Source organism: Guptibacillus hwajinpoensis, from assembly GCF_020171785.1.
In the GTDB taxonomy this organism is placed as follows: domain Bacteria; phylum Bacillota; class Bacilli; order Bacillales; family Guptibacillaceae; genus Guptibacillus; species Guptibacillus sedimenti.
The window spans coordinates 349,509-365,830 of sequence record NZ_JAIVAE010000003.1 but is presented as its reverse complement, the minus strand read 5'-3'; the positions used below and the strand labels follow the sequence as shown (position 1 = coordinate 365,830).

Below are 16,322 nucleotides of genomic sequence, written 5' to 3'. Positions count from 1 at the left end.
TGTGCAAAAGCATACTTCTATAAGAAATCCATATAGTCAAAGCTGAAGAAAAGCCCCTTTCTTCAGCTTTTTATTTGTGGGTTTGGAAGCGTTATCGGATCTGTTGACAATTAAACGTGATATTTCTCAAAAAAGAACTGACGAACGTATTTAAAAAAGCTCCTTTTAAAATGTTAAAACGGCTATAGGTAAAAAGGGATAAGATTTGATATAATGATTGGCAGTGTAAGTTAGATTTTGTCATACTAGGGGGATAAATAATGTCACCAGCGTTAATTAAAATGTGGGTAGCGCTTTCTGCACTAGGCTTAATGTTTATTGCTGTTATGGCCATAATGCTAAGCCGCTCGAAGCTGAAAGGTTTTTTTCGAATACTTGTATCGACTTTTGCTTATATGTGTATGTTCGTTGCAGGTGTCCTGATGCTTCTAGTCGTGGTCACTGGCCCTACAAACTAAGCAAGTAAACTTTGATTAAGGAATGAGTGAAATGAAGCGATTAGCTACAAAGCTTGTATTATGGGCGAGTCTTGTTACGATGCTTTCAGGTTGTTTGTATCCCGAAAGCCAGAAGAACGAGAATCAGATTCCATATACAGATCAAATACAATCTGTTCAAACAGCCGTTGAGCAATATCAGGGTAACAAGTCAGTTCTTCCAATCAAAACGAGAGATCAGGAAACGCCAATCTATCAAAAGTACCCCATTGATTTCAAGAAATTAGTACCTGCTTTTTTGCAACAAGCACCAGGGAATTCCTTTGAAAATGGAGGGGTCTTTCAATATGTTCTAATTAACGTGGAAGAAAACCCTACAGTAAGGTTAATTGATCTACTAATGATTGAAAAAGTAAAAGATCTGCAGCTCCGTATAAATGATTATCGAAGAAAAAAAGACTATCCTCCTTTTAAGGAAGTACTTGCGAAAGATCGTTATTCAATCGATTACGACGCGATGGGTATCGAGGAAGAGATAACGGTAAAGAGCCCGTTTACAAACGACCAACTTCCGTTTTTCCTTGATCAGAATGGTAATGTACATATTGACTACTCAAGTGACCTTACTAAAGCGATTGAAAGTAATCCCGACCATAACTATCAAAACGGTGATGATATCCGTGATTTGTTAGCGAACAATTCGTTCTATGTACCAGTGGCATCCGTTCCGTATACGCTTGAAGATGATAAAGCTGTTTTTTTAGTGAAATAGGTATTTTCCCTTCTCTTTAGCAATACAACTATTAAAAAGAGGAGGGATTTTTTTATGAATTTAAACAGTAAGGTAGCCAAAGTTTACTTGTTACATCAAATCCTTTTGCTTTAAGGTGTCATATTTATTGGACAACATCATAGAATGGTAGTGTTCAAGAATGTCTGCGGTCTGGAGTGAATCATTTCGTCCTTTGAGGCGGAATTCAGGAGGCGATCACGTGGAGAGAGTAGATATCTTCAAAGATATCGCAGAGCGTACAGGGGGAGATATATACCTTGGAGTCGTAGGTTCTGTTCGAACAGGGAAATCAACGTTTATTAAGAAGTTCATGGAACTTATCGTCTTGCCCAATATGGAAAGCGATTCAGATCGAGCAAGGGCACAAGATGAGCTACCACAAAGTTCTGCAGGCCGGACGATCATGACGACTGAACCTAAATTCGTCCCGAATCATGCTGTTCAAATTCATGTAGAAGATGGCCTAGACGTGAATGTTAGACTTGTTGACTGCGTTGGGTATGCGGTACCTGGAGCAAAAGGGTATGAAGATGAGGATGGACCTCGTATGATCAATACACCCTGGTATGAGGAGCCTATTCCGTTTCAGGAAGCAGCTGAAATTGGTACAAGAAAAGTCATTCAAGAGCATTCCACTCTTGGAGTAGTGATTACAACAGATGGTTCTATTGGAGAGATTCCAAGACATGACTATCTCGAATCAGAAGAAAGAGTCGTTGAAGAATTAAAAGAAGTAGGCAAACCATTTATTATGATTGTCAATTCAGCTCATCCTCACCATCCTCAAACAGAAGCATTACGTGGAGATCTTTCGAATAAGTATGACATACCAGTCATCTCACTAAGTGTAGAGAGTATGACAGAGCATGATATTAACAATGTGATGAGAGAAGTGCTTTATGAATTTCCAGTATTAGAAGTTAACGTAAACTTGCCTAGTTGGGTTATGGTTCTCCACCAGGATCATTGGTTAAGGCAAAATTATGAAGAATCTGTAAGAGAAACAGTTAAAGATATTAAGCGACTTCGCGATGTTGATCGTGTCGTTGGGCAATTTGAAGAGTTTGAATTTATACAAGATGCTCGCCTTGCTGGAATTGAGATGGGGCAAGGAATAGCGGAAATCGATCTGTATGCACCGGAAGATCTTTATGATCAAATTCTTAAAGAAGTGGTTGGTGTGGAAATTCGAGGCAAAGATCACCTTCTTCAACTTATGCAGGAGTTTGCGTTTGCTAAAGCAGAGTATGACCACGTCTCTGACGCTCTTCGTATGGTGAAACAGACAGGATATGGTATTGCGGCCCCTGCTATTGAAGATATGAGTCTAGATGAGCCAGAGATTATTCGCCAAGGGTCGAGGTTTGGTGTAAGGTTAAAAGCAGTTGCACCTTCAATCCATATGATAAAAGTAGATGTAGAATCCGAATTTGCCCCAATCATCGGAACAGAGAAGCAAAGCGAAGAGCTTGTACGCTATTTAATGCAAGATTTTGAAGAAGACCCACTTTCGATCTGGAACTCTGATATATTCGGTCGTTCCCTAAATTCAATCGTAAGAGAAGGGATTCAGGCAAAACTTGGTTTAATGCCTGAAAATGCTCGTTATAAATTAAAAGAGACGTTAGAGCGCATTATTAACGAAGGATCAGGCGGTTTAATTGCGATTATACTATAACAAAATCGACTCCAATTTATGGAGTCGATTTTTCGCTTTGTAGGTTTAACCATACTTGTATAAGGGGTAATATAGTTTCTACGAGCGGTGAATAAGTACAGAGTTCAGTAAAGCATTAACGGAATTGATTGAATTAATCAATAATGAGGAAAGTGATCGTTAGAGCGTTTACAAATAGTGAATATCGCAGATAATAGGTAAAAAAACACTGAAAAATCGTTGAAATCGACACAAACGTATTGAATTCTTTCGCATCTTCGTATAATATAGGGCTTGCAAACGTACTAAACGTGCATTGCAACGTATAAATATTGGTCATTAAGTGAATGAATGTATTTATCCATCTCTCTTGAGAGGAGGTGAACAGAATGAACAAGACAGATCTAATCAATGCTGTTGCAGAATCTGCAGAGCTTTCTAAAAAAGAAGCGACAAAAGCTGTTGACTCAGTTTTTGATAACATTATGCAATCCTTGCAAGAGGGTGACAAAGTTCAACTAATTGGTTTTGGTAACTTTGAAGTCCGTGAGCGTTCTGCTCGTAAAGGGCGTAATCCTCAAACTGGCGAAGAAATCGAAATCGCTGCAAGTAAGGTTCCTGCATTTAAACCTGGTAAAGCCCTTAAGGATGCAGTTAAGTAAGAAATACATAGGGCAAAAGAAGAGTCGCACATTATGCGGCTCTTCTTTTTTGCTAACTTTTTCTCCATGTGCTAGAATCTTCATAGGTAATATAGGCCCTGAATGGAGGAGTAAGAACAATGTACGAAGTTAATCATGAAAAAATACAAGAAGCAGTGACAATGATCCTTGAAGCAATTGGGGAAGATCCAAATCGCGAAGGATTGTTAGATACTCCAAAACGTGTCGCAAGAATGTACGAAGAAATCTTTCAGGGGCTACATCAAGATCCAAAAGAGCATTTTCAAACTATTTTTGGGGAAGATCACGAAGAGCTTGTCTTAGTGAAAGATATCCCGTTCTATTCAACTTGTGAGCATCATCTCGTTCCTTTCTTTGGAAAGGCGCATGTGGCATACATACCGAAAGGCGGTAAAGTAACAGGACTTAGCAAACTGGCAAGAGCTGTCGAGTCTGTTACTAAGCGCCCTCAACTTCAAGAGCGAATTACATCGACAATAGCGAATTCAATGGTGGATACACTTGAACCTCACGGCGTGATGGTTGTCGTAGAAGCTGAGCATATGTGTATGACGATGAGAGGCGTTAAAAAGCCTGGATCATCAACCGTAACGTCAGCAGTTAGAGGTGTGTTTGAGAATGACACAGCTGCACGAGCTGAAGTCCTTGGGTTGATTAAAGGCTAAACCTTTAAACGGAGTGATTGATATGAAAAGCGATAGCAATGATTTTTTTGTTATTAAAGCCTTAGAAAATGGCGTGAACGTCATTGGGTTAACACGAGGGTCAGATACAAGATTTCATCATTCAGAGAAACTTGATAAGGGAGAAGTGATGATTGCCCAGTTCACTGAACATACTTCTGCCGTTAAGGTAAGAGGGAAAGCCGTTATTCAAACAGAACACGGTGAAATAAGTACAGAAGAGTAAAGCAGGAAACCGAAACCTGCTTTTCTTTCATTTTAAAACAAGAGCCGCTCGTTTTAGGTCAAAGGTTATTGTGCTATACTAGAATTGAATACATAATTGAACCATTACGAATAAGGGTATTTAAAGAAGAAAAGAAAACTAAGCTTTCACCGCTATAAAGCGGCTAGCCCACTTTTCTAAATGGAAGACATGTTAGGGGTATGGGATATGACAAATCCGAAGGAAACCACACATAAAAAAATAGCAGGAGTTCGGGACATGCTGCAGTCTCGCCTATCCCATTCATATTTACTTCGATTTATCGACTTTCCAGTGATTGATGAAGAGAAGTTATATGTTTTTTATGGCATGCTAGAACAAGCGAAGCTCGAACATAAAAGGAAACAGGATACACTTCTTTCCATCATGCTTGTGCAAATAGCTCTTGATACGCATGATCTTATTTCACTTGAGGAGATCGATAACGAGGGTGATCGAAAAAATCGACAGTTGACAGTACTTGCAGGTGATTATTTTAGTAGCATGTATTATCACCTTCTTTCTAAATGGGAAGATAATGAGCTGATTCGGACACTTTCTGAAGCTATTCAGGAGATTAATGAAGCAAAGATGTCTTTTTACCAAACTGAGTATAGTACGATTGAACCCGTGTTTGACAATTTGAAAGAGATTGAATCCATTTTAGTTCGCAAAGTTGCTGAACACTATGGTCTTACGAATTGGAAAAGCTTCGGTTCACACTATTTCTACATGAATCGTCTTTTAACTGAAAGAAAGCAGGGGATCATTCAATCAGGTACATTTATGTTACAAAAAATTGCTTCTACGCTCCTCTCGGTAAAAGGTGCGAAGTTATCAACAAATCAGGCATCAAAAGCAAAAATTGTTCTCGATTCTTATATTGCCTATGCAAAAAAAGAAATGGACCAACTTCTCCAACAGCATTCAGAACTCCATCAGCTATTTCAGGAGCGTTTCGAATACAATTGGGGCATGAAGGGTATCCAGGAAAAGAAAATGGCGGAAGAGGGATAAAGCATGGCTTCATCAAAAGAAGAACGCGTTCACGATGTATTTCAAACGATTTCAAAACGTTATGATGTAATGAATTCAGTTATCAGCTTTCAGCGTCACAAAGCATGGCGAAAAGATACAATGAGATTAATGGATGTTCAAAAAGGATCATCAGCACTTGATGTTTGCTGTGGCACAGCAGACTGGACAATTGCAATGGCTGATGCGGTTGGAGAAAGCGGATCAGCCATTGGACTTGATTTTAGTGAAAACATGCTTGAAGTCGGTCATGTCAAAGTGAATGAGAAAAGGAAAGAAAACGTTACCCTCATTCATGGAAATGCAATGAATCTTCCTTTTGAAGACAATTCATTTGACTACGTTACGATTGGTTTTGGACTAAGAAACGTACCCGATTATAACCAGGTTATTAAAGAAATGTATCGCGTGGTTAAACCGGGTGGACAAGTTGTCTGCCTCGAAACGAGCCAGCCTACCATCCCAGTCTTTAAACAAGTTTATTACGGGTATTTTAAGCACGTAATGCCAGTTCTTGGTAAAGTGCTCGCGAAAAGTTATGACGAGTATTCTTGGCTTCAGGAATCAGCTAGCACGTTTCCCGGAAGAGAAGAGTTAAAACAACTTTTCTTCAAAAATGGCTTCAGCCGCGTCGATACAAAGCCATATTCTGGCGGTGTTGCAGCGATGCACAGAGGTTTTAAACCAGTGAATAAGAGAACAGATATTTTGTGAAAATCAGTTAGGTGGATCTCATGAAATTAAAAACGATATACGCTTCTTTAAAAAAAGACTTGTCATTTATTGAAACTGAACTGGAGCAAACGGTAGATGCTCATCATCCCGTTCTTCGGGATGCATCAAACCACCTATTAAAAGCTGGAGGGAAACGAATCCGTCCTGTTTTCGTTCTGCTTTCAGGTAAGTTCGGGAACTACAATTTGCCTCTCATGAAGAACGTGGCGGTGGCGCTTGAACTAATTCACATGGCTTCTCTCGTTCATGACGACGTCATTGATGACGCTGAAATGAGACGGGGCGCTAAAACAATAAAAGCAAAATGGGATAACCGTGTAGCTATGTATACTGGAGATTATATTTTTGCCCGAGCCATTGAACTAGTGACCGAATTAAATGACCCGACTGCAAATCGAATTTTGTCCCATGCCATTCTAGAGATGAGCGTTGGTGAAATTGAACAGATTCGTGATCAATTTAATTGGGATCAAAATGTCCGGGATTATTTTCGCAGAATTAAACGTAAAACAGCCCTTCTAATCTCAACTTCATGTGAGCTAGGGGCAGTCGCAGCGGGAGCATCTAAACAAGAGCAGCTTCACTTAAAGCAATTCGGTTATTACGTTGGTATGTCTTACCAAATAACGGATGATATATTAGATTATACAGGAACTGTTAAACAGCTTGGGAAACCAGCAGGTGGAGATCTACTACAGGGTAACATTACGTTACCTGTCCTTTATGCGATGAATCAAAAAAACGAAAAGAAGAAAATCATGGATGTTTTTTCAGAAGAGCTCCATGCTTCTCAAGAGCAGGTGGATCAAGTTCTGTCTATTGTGAAATTGTCAGGTGGTATTGAACATTCTCGACAGATTAGTGATCGCTACCTTCAAAAAGCTTTCTATGAACTAGAACAGCTCCCCGCTTCTTCAGCAAGAACGTCACTTAAACAAATCGCAGAATATATCGGCAAAAGAAAACATTAAAAAGGAAATGTTGTTATTTTTGCGAATATTTGATAGAATTTTGAAGGGCAGATAAATATTTCTGCCCTATACATACAAAGTGTTGAAAGTGAGGAGATTTTTGTGGAGAAAACTTTTCTAATGGTAAAGCCTGACGGAGTTCAACGTAATTTGATTGGTGCAATTGTATCACGCTTTGAGAATAAAGGATTTAATTTAGTAGGGGCAAAATTGATGACGGTTTCAAAAGACCTTGCAGAAACTCATTATGGTGAACATAAAGAGCGTCCATTCTTCGGGGAACTAGTTGACTTTATTACATCAGGTCCTGTCTTCGCAATGGTTTGGGAAGGTGAAAATGTTATTTCTACTGCTCGTACGATGATGGGGGCAACGAATCCGAAAGATGCTAATCCAGGAACCATTCGCGGTGACTACGGTGTTCAAGTCAGTATGAATGTGATCCATGGCTCAGATTCACCTGAAAGTGCGGAGCGTGAAATTGCATTGTTTTTTAATGAAAATGAATTAAATGAATATACAAAGACGGTTTCCAAGTGGGTTTAATTTACTGGAAGAAAAATGAAAGCGCTTATATTAAAAGAACCAGACAGAACTCTGTCTGGTTCTTTTTTAGTTAAAGCGATGAATAGGTGGTTAGATGATTGGGGATTCAAAACCTTTTTCCTGTTCAAGTGTATGGGCAATTCTAAATAATAAACTATCGTTGAATTTGCCGGCCGCAGCTTGAAGACCTACGGGTAAACCGGATCGTGCTTTTCCGACTGGGATCGATATCGCTGGATGTCCAGTACAATTATATAACTGGGTCATCATCCAATCAGAGATTGGGGCGGCAGCTTTTCCGTTTATCGTATCAGGGCCTTCAATCTGATGTGAAAAAGCAGTTACTCCAACAACTGGAGAGAGAATAGCGTCGTACCGATCTAATTCTTGTTGAATTGTGTTCCAAATCATCGTACGCTTCATTTCGGTTTCTCTTAATTCTATTGCGCTAAGCTGTCTACCTGATTCAATCATGCGAGAAACAGAGAGACTAAATTTTGAAGGGAAGCGATCATAAAGCGACCCATAAGCTGTTGCCAAACCTGCATACCACATCTTATTGAAGAATGAAATCAATTCTTCAAGTTTCATACCAAATTGAAATGGGATATTTTCTACGATTGCCCCGTGATCACGTAAAAGACTGATCGCTTCTTCTAGCGGACTTAAAATTTCTTGCTCAAAGGGATACAATCCAAAGTTTTCAGTAAAGGCGAACCTTTTACCTTTAACACCTAATTTCATTTCCTCAAGTAAATTTTCTTCTGTAACTGGAACCGAATACGGATCAGTTGGCTGGTAGCCTTCCATCACAGAAAGGAGGAGAGCTGCGTCACCGGTAGATCTCGCCATTGGACCATAATGAACAAAAGGTTGAGTGGTTCCAAAGCGATTGAAAGGTGAGCTGTCAAACGGTACGCGACCAAACGTTGGTTTGTGACCAATAATGCCATTTAGGGATGAAGGAATACGAATCGAACCGCCTCCATCACTTCCTTCTGCTAGTGGCACGCACTTACTTGCTACTGCAGCAGCAGATCCACCACTTGATCCTCCGGCAGTTCTAGAAGTGTCCCATGGATTCTTTGTCGGACCTAATAAAAGATTGTCTGTTGTGCCTTTATGCCCGAATTCTGGTGTATTTGTTTTTCCGATAATAATAGCACCTGCGTTTCGAATCCTTTTTACAATTGTCGGCTCTGATTGTGGAATGTGGTCCTTGAAAAGTGGAGAACCGAACGTAGTACGCCGGCCAGCTACTGATGTAAGGTCTTTTAATGCGATTGGTACACCGTGCAAAGGTCCTCTTGTACCTGTATTCATCAGTTCTTTTTCAGCTGCTTTAGCTTCTTCTATCGCTTGCTCTTCAAATACAGTAATAAATAAATTCAGTTTAGGATTCAAACGTTTTATTCGATTGAGATGACTTTGCACAACTTCCACAGGCGAAATCTCTTTTGTTTGTATTTTTTTGGCCATGGATTGAGCTGTAAGATTTGTAATTTCCATCTAGACACTTCCTTGTTGTAGGTTATATCTTCAACATTAACGAAAGAAAACGGATGAAGCAATCTACTAGAGAAAAGAATAGAAATTTTGTGTTTTTTTAGTTAAATTGTGTTAGGATATGCCCAACCATCATTGAAAAAATTAAAAATACTTACACGAATTTTATATGGTGTGGTATAGTAGTACGTAAAAGCGCCAAAGGATAATGGAGGAGATTGAGATGAGATACTTAACAGCAGGAGAATCACACGGACCACAGCTAACAACAATACTTGAAGGACTTCCTTCTGGTCTTGAGCTATTGGCGGAAGATATTAACACTGAACTTGCGAGGCGCCAACTTGGATACGGGAGAGGTCGCCGTATGCAAATTGAGAAGGATCAAGTCCAAATATTAAGCGGAGTTCGACATGCGAAAACCACGGGTGCTCCCATTGCGCTTGTTGTAGAAAATAAAGACTGGACGCACTGGAAAAATTATATGGGTGCAGAGCCATTAACGAAAGAACAAGAAGAAAACATGAAGCGTCAAATCTCACGTCCGCGTCCTGGGCATGCAGATTTAAATGGCGCTATTAAATATAACCACCGTGACATGAGAAACGTATTGGAACGTTCATCTGCTAGAGAAACAACGGTAAGAGTTGCTGCTGGAGCTGTAGCTAAAAAACTACTTAAGACACTTGGTATTAAGGTGGCTGGGCACGTGCGCATGATTGGAGGAATTGAGAGTCAATACGATGGTGGTATGTCTCTTGAAGAAATACAGCGTGTTTCAGAAGAATCGCCTGTTCGAAGCCTTGATGAAGTAGCTGGTCAGAAAATGATGGAAGCAATTGATGATGCGAAGAAAAATGGAGATTCAATTGGTGGAATCGTCGAAGTGATCGTAGAAGGATTGCCTGTAGGTCTTGGAAGTCATGTTCACTATGATCGAAAGCTTGATTCGAAAATAGCTGGGGCTGTTATGAGTATTAATGCATTCAAAGGTGTTGAATTTGGAATAGGTTTTGATGCAGCGAAAATTCCTGGAAGTGAAGTCCATGATGAAATTCAATGGTCTGAGGAAGAGGGATACACACGTAAAACAAATCGCCTTGGTGGTTTTGAAGGTGGTATGACAACCGGTATGCCTATCGTTGTGAAAGGGGTTATGAAACCTATTCCAACATTATACAAACCACTGCAAAGCGTAGATATCGATTCAAAAGAGCCATTCCAAGCGAGTATAGAACGATCTGATAGCTGTGCGGTTCCAGCCGCAAGTGTCGTGGCTGAGAATGTTGTGGCATGGGAAGTAGCGTGTTCAATTCTTGATAAGTTTGGTCATGATCGTATTGAAGAAATTGCAGATGCGCTTGAACGCTTCAGGACATATAGCCGGGAGTTTTAAAGATGGACAGTTTAACGATTGATACAAATGGGGGATGTTATTCTGTTCATATTGGAACTGGGATTCGAAACAAATGGAGAGATCTGATTGATTACGCTTCTTACTCACGTTTTTTCATTATTACAGATGAAGCAGTTGAAGAAAGATATTTATCATCAATTCAAGGTCATGAGAATATCCAGACTTTCGTTGTGCCTTCTGGAGAAGAATCGAAATCTTTTGCTATGTATTATGAAGTAATGACGGCATTACTTAAAGCGGAGTTGGATCGAAAAGCCTGTATCATCGCTCTTGGTGGTGGGGTAGTAGGTGATCTAGCCGGCTTTGCTGCCGCTACATACATGAGAGGAATTGAATTTATTCAAATTCCAACTACGTTACTAGCTCATGACTCGAGCGTTGGTGGGAAAACAGGGATTAACCATGAAGTAGGTAAGAATTTAATTGGTGCCTTTCATCAGCCATCAGCCGTTATTTATGATACAGAGTGTCTACGAACCCTTCCCGATCGCGAATGGCGTTCGGGATTTAGTGAAGTGATCAAGCATGCGCTCATACATGATGAATCGTTTTTACAATGGCTAATGGATAGAGGAAAGAAAGTTCAGGAGTACACAGATGAAGAGCTTCAATTCATTATTAAGAAGGGTATTACGGTCAAAGGCACGATTGTGAAGGAAGATGAGCGCGAACAAGGAATAAGAGCTTACTTGAATTTTGGTCATACACTAGGTCACGCGATTGAATCAGAACTTGGATATGGAAAAATGACACATGGAGAAGCGGTTGCTATTGGTATGATCTATGCCCTTAAATTAAGTGAGGAATATTTTCAAACAACGTTTCGTATGGATGAAATAACGAAATGGTTTCAAGATATCGGTCTTCCTACTGCAGTTCCTAATGAGCTTAGTATTCACAAATTAGTTGGCCGGATGAAGAAAGACAAAAAAGCGGAAAACAAAACATTACAATTTGTTTTATTAAAGAAGATCGGTCAGCCTGTTAAGGTAATGATAAACGATGAATCTGCCCTTGAACTGCTTCGATCTAGTATGGAAGGGAGTGGAGCACATTGATTCGAGGGATTAGAGGAGCAACCACAGTTAACCTTAATAAAAAAGATGAAATTATTCATGCAACGACGACATTACTAGAACAACTAATCGAACATAATAAAATCGATCCTGCTATGGTGGCGTCCATTCAGTTTACGATGACTGGGGATTTAGATGCTGTATTCCCTGCAGAAGCAGTTCGAGCATTTAAAGGGTGGTCAAACGTTCCGTTGCTTTGCTCATCAGAAATCCCTGTTCAAGGAGCGCTACCGCTGTGTATTCGACTGTTAATGACGGTGAATACAACAATTGACCAGGATGAAATTAATCACATTTATTTAGAGAAAGCTGTGTCACTTCGTCCAGATCTTGCGAGTTGACAAATGAGATTCATCATACTAGGATAGAAATAAGTTTTAGAGCAGAGGCACGATTAGGTATTACGAGTTGAGAGAGCAGAGAATAGGATAGTTGAGTTGAGGAGAGCTTAGAGGGATACGTTTATACACCCCCTGAGGTTATTAGGGGGTTTTATTATACCCTTTTTCGATATTGGTAACATTCAGACAATTACAGTCTGTTCTTTGTTATACCACATTTTTATCCTCGGATTACTCAGCTTTTCCATTCTCCATGACTAACAATGGAGAGGTGAGAAAGTTGACTTCAAATTATTCTTCTTTTCAAAGGGATTCCGAAACTTACGGGATGATCCCATTAATGAAGTCGTATTTCCTTGATACGACAACACCCATTCAAATTTTTCAAAATATAGGTAAACGAGCAAGCTTTCTATTAGAGAGTAGTGATCAAGAGTCAAGCTGGTCACGCTATTCATTTATAGGAGTAGATCCAGTCTATTCCCTGGTTGAACAAAAAGGTGTTTTCTCTGTTAATGATGTGGATGGGAATAGAATCCTTCAACGAAATGATTTCCAGTCAGGAGTAAAAGCGCTATTTGAATATTTAAATCCTAAGCTACCAGATCACGACTTCCCTTTTTATGGTGGAGCTGTTGGCTATATTGGCTATGATGCTGTTAGTCAATTTGACAAAATTCCAGTTCATCCTGACCGGGACGAAGATATGCCGTTAGTTCATTTTATGGTTTGTGAGAATTTATTAATCTATGATCATCATTTAAAGCGACTAACAGTTTGTCATCACGCCAGGGTAAAAGAGGCTTTAGATGTTGAACGAGTTTATACCGATGCTTTTTCGATTATGGAAGAACTTGTCTCTCTTGCATCAAAGCCTAATCAAGGTGAAGTGATGCTTCTTCCTGAAGATGCTTCACATGAGGTGGATTTCTCTGAAATTAAATCGAACTATGAAAAGCAGCAATTCTTAAATGATGTGAATAAAATAAAATCTTATATTGAAGAAGGGGATGTCTTCCAGGCGGTATTATCTCAAAGGTTTGAAAAAGATGTCACCATTGGAGGATTAGATCTTTATCGAGTTCTCCGAGTCATTAACCCATCACCATATATGTTTTATTTAAAAATGAACGATGTAGAAATCATCGGTAGTTCACCTGAGAAATTAGTTCAGGTACAAGATGGGAAAATTGAGATCGATCCAATTGCAGGGACGAGAAAACGTGGAAAAACAGCTCAAGAAGATAACGAGCTCGCTGAAGAGTTGCTTGAAGATGAGAAGGAACGAGCAGAGCACTATATGCTCGTCGATCTTGCAAGAAATGACGTTGGGAGAGTAGCGGAATACGGAAGTGTTTTAGTACCTCAGCTAATGGACATTGGACGCTTCTCTCATGTGATGCACATTATTTCTAAAGTAACAGGTGTTTTGGCACCTCGATTTACTAGTTTAGACGCGGTAGTAGCCTCCTTTCCTGCAGGTACAGTTTCTGGTGCGCCAAAAGTAAGGGCGATGCAAATATTGAACGAGCTTGAACCAACTTCGCGATCCATTTATTCAGGAGCTATTGGATATATAGGATTTGATGGCAATGTTGATTCATGCATCGCCATTCGAACAATGGTGATCAAAGACGGTACAGCATACGTGCAAGCAGGAGCAGGGATCGTAGCTGATTCCGTACCTGAGAGCGAATGGGAAGAGACGCGAAATAAGGCGAGTGCTCTTATTAAAGCGATTCAGGTAGCGGAAGCCATTTTCGACCAAAAGGAGGAGCAGCTAAATGTTTAAAGAACAATTAAGCAGAATGATGGAAGGGCACACGCTGTCTGAATCCATAGCAGAACAGGTCATGGATGTTATTATGGAAGGAAGAGCGAATGATGCACAAATTGCTAGCTTCCTAACCATTCTCCAAATGAGGGGAGAAACGGTTGATGAATTGACTGGGTTTGTTCGCTCCCTTCGAAACCATGTTGTTCAGCTTGATCATGGTGGACTGCCGCTAATCGATACTTGTGGTACAGGAGGGGACGGCCACTCTACCTTCAATATTTCAACTGCTTCAGCCATACTCGTATCTAGCCTGGGTGTCAAAGTTGCGAAACACGGTAATAAAGCTGTTTCCTCTAAGAGTGGTAGCGCAGATGTTCTTGATGAGCTCGGTATCCCTACACAATCAAGTCGTAGCGAAGCTGTTGCAACTTTGAAGGAAAGAAACATGTGTTTCCTATTTGCTCCGAATTACCATGTAGCTATGAAGCACGCTGTAAGTGCTCGAAAAGCGATTGGTTTTAGAACGGTTTTTAATAGCCTGGGACCGCTAGCAAATCCAGCCGGTAGTCAGTCACAGCTAATTGGTGTTTATAGTCATGACAAAGCATTGAAAATGGCGAAAGCATTAAAGCGTCTAGGAACAAAACGCGCTTTACTGGTGACTGGTGGGGAAGGAATCGATGAGTGTTCTATTTCAACTTACACTGATTTTGTCGAATTAAGAAATGGTGAGATCATGACTTATCGCCGCACACCAGAAGAAGTTGGTCTATCAACAGGTAACGCTCAGGATTTAGTGGTCAACACTTCAAAAGAAAGTGCGAGTTTAATTGAACGAATTTTTAACGATGAAGGAAATGAAGCTAGCACTGGAATTGTTCTCTATAATGCTGGAGCTGCTCTCTACCTTGCAGGAGCGTGTGCAACTATTAAAGAAGGTGTGCAGATGGCTAAAGATGCCATTATGAATGGTACTGGTCGAAAGCAACTAAATGCATTAAGCACAAACAAGGAGTTGAATGTTCATGCTTGATCAAATTATTAAAGTGAAGCACGAAGAGATGGAACGGTTTATTATGCCGGATGATGAAAAAGTGACAAATGTTTCATTTGTAGGAAGTTTGCGTAAGCCAACGCATGAATTAGGATTGATTGCAGAAGTGAAAAAAGCCTCTCCTTCAAAAGGTATTATTAACGCTAACTTTGATCCTGTAGAAGTAGCTAAAGCTTATGAAAAAGCAGGAGCGGATGCCGTTTCTGTTTTAACGGATGAGTCATTCTTTATGGGCGCAAATTCTTTCCTAACAGAAGTTAAAAAGCACGTGTCTTTACCGGTTTTACGGAAAGACTTTATTATTGATAAAAGACAAATTGAAGAGAGTAAACGTATTGGTGCAGATGCTATTCTATTAATTGTGCGAGCGCTTGGCGCAACAAAGACCAAGGAATTTTATGATTATGCTTCAAATTTAGGATTAGAATGCCTTGTTGAAGTACATTCCAAAGAAGAGCTTGAAGCGCTTACTGATCACTTCACTCCAGAAGTCATAGGAATTAACAATCGGAATCTCGCAACATTTGAAACGTCTACTAAACAAACACACTCACTCAGCCAGTATATTCCTCAGTCAACATTGATGATTAGCGAAAGCGGCATATCAACTTACGAGGATATTAAAGACGTGAAAAGTGCGGGAGCGAAAGCCGTACTAGTAGGTGAGGCTCTTATGAGAGATGGTACTTATGAAAAGGGAATTAAGCATTTGTTTGGTGAAACAGTTCATGAGAAAGCCTGAACTTAAGCTGTGCGGTAATCGCTCGTTAGAGGATTGGGAGAGCGTGAGAGTGAGCGGTGTCCCATATGCAGGATTTATTTTTGCAAATAGCGTACGGCGCGTTACGGATGAACAAGTTAAAGGTTGGTTAAGCGATTATCCACCTCTGAATGATACGAAAATTGTAGGTGTGTTTGTGAACCCGGAATTAGAAGAGTTAGCGCAAACGGTAAGTGAAGTACCGCTTGATATCCTCCAACTCCATGGTAATGAAACACCAGCTTTCGCGGCCAAGATTAAACAAATGACAGGGAAAACGATTTGGAAAGTGATTCATCATGGTAAAAGATCTCTAGATGAAATGAAACGATACGAAGGTATCGCTGATGGATATATCGTTGACACAAAACTACCTGGACAATGGGGAGGAACCGGAAAACGATTTGATTGGGATTCTATCCCGTCATATCAGGCTGAAGCGGCTGAGCAAAGGGTGCCTTTATTTGTAGCAGGTGGAGTAAAGCCAGATAATGTTCAAGAATTGATAAGCTACCATCCAGATGGAATAGATGTATCAAGTGGAATCGAAACCGATGATAGGAAAGATAAAACGAAAATGAACACCATAATCGAAAGGCTGGGATAA

At 40.1% G+C, this 16,322-nt stretch carries 18 protein-coding genes; 17 read left to right on the top strand and 1 reads right to left on the bottom strand.

The annotated features are described in order from the left end of the window. Nucleotides 1-260 precede the first annotated feature (260 nt). The 10 genes from LCL91_RS05835 (at nucleotide 261) to ndk (ending at nucleotide 7,784) form a co-directional block, all read left to right on the top strand. Nucleotides 261-458, top strand: coding sequence for a DUF2768 domain-containing protein (locus LCL91_RS05835; RefSeq protein ID WP_098443983.1), 198 nt, complete (start codon nucleotides 261-263; stop codon nucleotides 456-458). A 31-nt stretch (nucleotides 459-489) separates the two neighbouring features. Then, nucleotides 490-1,209: a hypothetical protein gene (locus LCL91_RS05830; RefSeq protein WP_224880799.1), complete on the top strand. Its 720-nt coding sequence runs from the start codon at nucleotides 490-492 to the stop codon at nucleotides 1,207-1,209. 220 nt (nucleotides 1,210-1,429) lie between these two features. Beyond that, nucleotides 1,430-2,908, top strand: coding sequence for a stage IV sporulation protein A (spoIVA, locus tag LCL91_RS05825; RefSeq protein WP_160918975.1), 1,479 nt, complete (start codon nucleotides 1,430-1,432; stop codon nucleotides 2,906-2,908). 368 nt (nucleotides 2,909-3,276) lie between these two features. Next, nucleotides 3,277-3,549 (top strand): HU family DNA-binding protein, encoded by a 273-nt coding sequence (locus LCL91_RS05820; RefSeq protein WP_048309232.1) that lies wholly within the window; start codon nucleotides 3,277-3,279, stop codon nucleotides 3,547-3,549. Nucleotides 3,550-3,668: 119 nt separating this feature from the next. Continuing rightward, the gene (folE, locus tag LCL91_RS05815; RefSeq protein ID WP_159782852.1) at nucleotides 3,669-4,235 is read left to right on the top strand and encodes a GTP cyclohydrolase I FolE; all 567 of its coding nucleotides are present in this window, start codon (nucleotides 3,669-3,671) and stop codon (nucleotides 4,233-4,235) included. 22 nt (nucleotides 4,236-4,257) lie between these two features. Then, the gene (gene mtrB, locus LCL91_RS05810; RefSeq protein ID WP_098443979.1) at nucleotides 4,258-4,479 is read left to right on the top strand and encodes a trp RNA-binding attenuation protein MtrB; all 222 of its coding nucleotides are present in this window, start codon (nucleotides 4,258-4,260) and stop codon (nucleotides 4,477-4,479) included. A gap of 207 nt (nucleotides 4,480-4,686) precedes the next feature. Continuing rightward, nucleotides 4,687-5,514, top strand: coding sequence for a heptaprenyl diphosphate synthase component 1 (locus tag LCL91_RS05805; RefSeq protein ID WP_160918978.1), 828 nt, complete (start codon nucleotides 4,687-4,689; stop codon nucleotides 5,512-5,514). A 3-nt stretch (nucleotides 5,515-5,517) separates the two neighbouring features. Then, nucleotides 5,518-6,246: a demethylmenaquinone methyltransferase gene (locus tag LCL91_RS05800; protein WP_224880796.1), complete on the top strand. Its 729-nt coding sequence runs from the start codon at nucleotides 5,518-5,520 to the stop codon at nucleotides 6,244-6,246. A gap of 20 nt (nucleotides 6,247-6,266) precedes the next feature. Then, nucleotides 6,267-7,238: a heptaprenyl diphosphate synthase component II gene (hepT, locus tag LCL91_RS05795; RefSeq protein WP_224880784.1), complete on the top strand. Its 972-nt coding sequence runs from the start codon at nucleotides 6,267-6,269 to the stop codon at nucleotides 7,236-7,238. Nucleotides 7,239-7,340: 102 nt separating this feature from the next. Continuing rightward, the gene (gene ndk, locus LCL91_RS05790; RefSeq protein ID WP_224880781.1) at nucleotides 7,341-7,784 is read left to right on the top strand and encodes a nucleoside-diphosphate kinase; all 444 of its coding nucleotides are present in this window, start codon (nucleotides 7,341-7,343) and stop codon (nucleotides 7,782-7,784) included. Between the two features lie 90 nt (nucleotides 7,785-7,874). On the opposite strand, the gene LCL91_RS05785 is transcribed toward ndk, so the two are convergent. After that, nucleotides 7,875-9,293, bottom strand: a complete 1,419-nt coding sequence (locus LCL91_RS05785) for an amidase (protein ID WP_224880779.1) — start codon at nucleotides 9,291-9,293, stop codon at nucleotides 7,875-7,877. 220 nt (nucleotides 9,294-9,513) lie between these two features. Here LCL91_RS05785 and aroC point away from each other — a divergent pair, with 220 nt between their 5' ends. The 7 genes from aroC to LCL91_RS05750 all read left to right on the top strand — a co-directional run bounded on the left by aroC (nucleotide 9,514) and on the right by LCL91_RS05750 (nucleotide 16,322). Then, entirely contained in the window at nucleotides 9,514-10,686 is a 1,173-nt protein-coding gene (aroC, locus tag LCL91_RS05780; RefSeq protein WP_224880777.1) for a chorismate synthase, read from the top strand. Between the two features lie 2 nt (nucleotides 10,687-10,688). Next, complete coding sequence (gene aroB / locus LCL91_RS05775) at nucleotides 10,689-11,765, top strand: 3-dehydroquinate synthase (protein WP_224880775.1); 1,077 nt, start codon at nucleotides 10,689-10,691, stop codon at nucleotides 11,763-11,765. Continuing rightward, complete coding sequence (aroH, locus tag LCL91_RS05770) at nucleotides 11,762-12,124, top strand: chorismate mutase (protein WP_224880773.1); 363 nt, start codon at nucleotides 11,762-11,764, stop codon at nucleotides 12,122-12,124. The genes aroB and aroH overlap by 4 nt, the downstream gene beginning before the upstream one ends. Nucleotides 12,125-12,464: 340 nt before the next feature. Beyond that, nucleotides 12,465-13,916, top strand: a complete 1,452-nt coding sequence (trpE, locus tag LCL91_RS05765) for an anthranilate synthase component I (RefSeq protein WP_224880771.1) — start codon at nucleotides 12,465-12,467, stop codon at nucleotides 13,914-13,916. Next, nucleotides 13,909-14,934 (top strand): anthranilate phosphoribosyltransferase, encoded by a 1,026-nt coding sequence (gene trpD / locus LCL91_RS05760; protein WP_224880769.1) that lies wholly within the window; start codon nucleotides 13,909-13,911, stop codon nucleotides 14,932-14,934. The genes trpE and trpD overlap by 8 nt, the downstream gene beginning before the upstream one ends. After that, nucleotides 14,927-15,697: an indole-3-glycerol phosphate synthase TrpC gene (gene trpC / locus LCL91_RS05755; RefSeq protein ID WP_224880767.1), complete on the top strand. Its 771-nt coding sequence runs from the start codon at nucleotides 14,927-14,929 to the stop codon at nucleotides 15,695-15,697. The genes trpD and trpC overlap by 8 nt, the downstream gene beginning before the upstream one ends. Then, on the top strand, nucleotides 15,684-16,322 hold the full coding sequence (locus LCL91_RS05750) for a phosphoribosylanthranilate isomerase (RefSeq protein WP_194221921.1): 639 nt from the start codon (nucleotides 15,684-15,686) through the stop codon (nucleotides 16,320-16,322). The genes trpC and LCL91_RS05750 overlap by 14 nt, the downstream gene beginning before the upstream one ends.

Excerpts from the sequence above, each read along its gene's own strand:
- LCL91_RS05750 (WP_194221921.1), top strand. The coding sequence starts at position 15,684 with ATGAGAAAGCCTGAACTTAAGCTGTGCGGTAATCGCTCGTTAGAGGAT.
- trpC (WP_224880767.1), top strand. The coding sequence starts at position 14,927 with ATGCTTGATCAAATTATTAAAGTGAAGCACGAAGAGATGGAACGGTTT.
- hepT (WP_224880784.1), top strand. The coding sequence starts at position 6,267 with ATGAAATTAAAAACGATATACGCTTCTTTAAAAAAAGACTTGTCATTT.
- folE (WP_159782852.1), top strand. The coding sequence starts at position 3,669 with ATGTACGAAGTTAATCATGAAAAAATACAAGAAGCAGTGACAATGATC.
- LCL91_RS05835 (WP_098443983.1), top strand. The coding sequence starts at position 261 with ATGTCACCAGCGTTAATTAAAATGTGGGTAGCGCTTTCTGCACTAGGC.
- LCL91_RS05805 (WP_160918978.1), top strand. The coding sequence starts at position 4,687 with ATGACAAATCCGAAGGAAACCACACATAAAAAAATAGCAGGAGTTCGG.
- aroC (WP_224880777.1), top strand. The coding sequence starts at position 9,514 with ATGAGATACTTAACAGCAGGAGAATCACACGGACCACAGCTAACAACA.
- LCL91_RS05830 (WP_224880799.1), top strand. The coding sequence starts at position 490 with ATGAAGCGATTAGCTACAAAGCTTGTATTATGGGCGAGTCTTGTTACG.
- mtrB (WP_098443979.1), top strand. The coding sequence starts at position 4,258 with ATGAAAAGCGATAGCAATGATTTTTTTGTTATTAAAGCCTTAGAAAAT.
- trpE (WP_224880771.1), top strand. The coding sequence starts at position 12,465 with ATGAAGTCGTATTTCCTTGATACGACAACACCCATTCAAATTTTTCAA.
- trpD (WP_224880769.1), top strand. The coding sequence starts at position 13,909 with ATGTTTAAAGAACAATTAAGCAGAATGATGGAAGGGCACACGCTGTCT.
- LCL91_RS05820 (WP_048309232.1), top strand. The coding sequence starts at position 3,277 with ATGAACAAGACAGATCTAATCAATGCTGTTGCAGAATCTGCAGAGCTT.
- aroB (WP_224880775.1), top strand. The coding sequence starts at position 10,689 with ATGGACAGTTTAACGATTGATACAAATGGGGGATGTTATTCTGTTCAT.
- LCL91_RS05785 (WP_224880779.1), bottom strand. The coding sequence starts at position 9,293 with ATGGAAATTACAAATCTTACAGCTCAATCCATGGCCAAAAAAATACAA.
- LCL91_RS05800 (WP_224880796.1), top strand. The coding sequence starts at position 5,518 with ATGGCTTCATCAAAAGAAGAACGCGTTCACGATGTATTTCAAACGATT.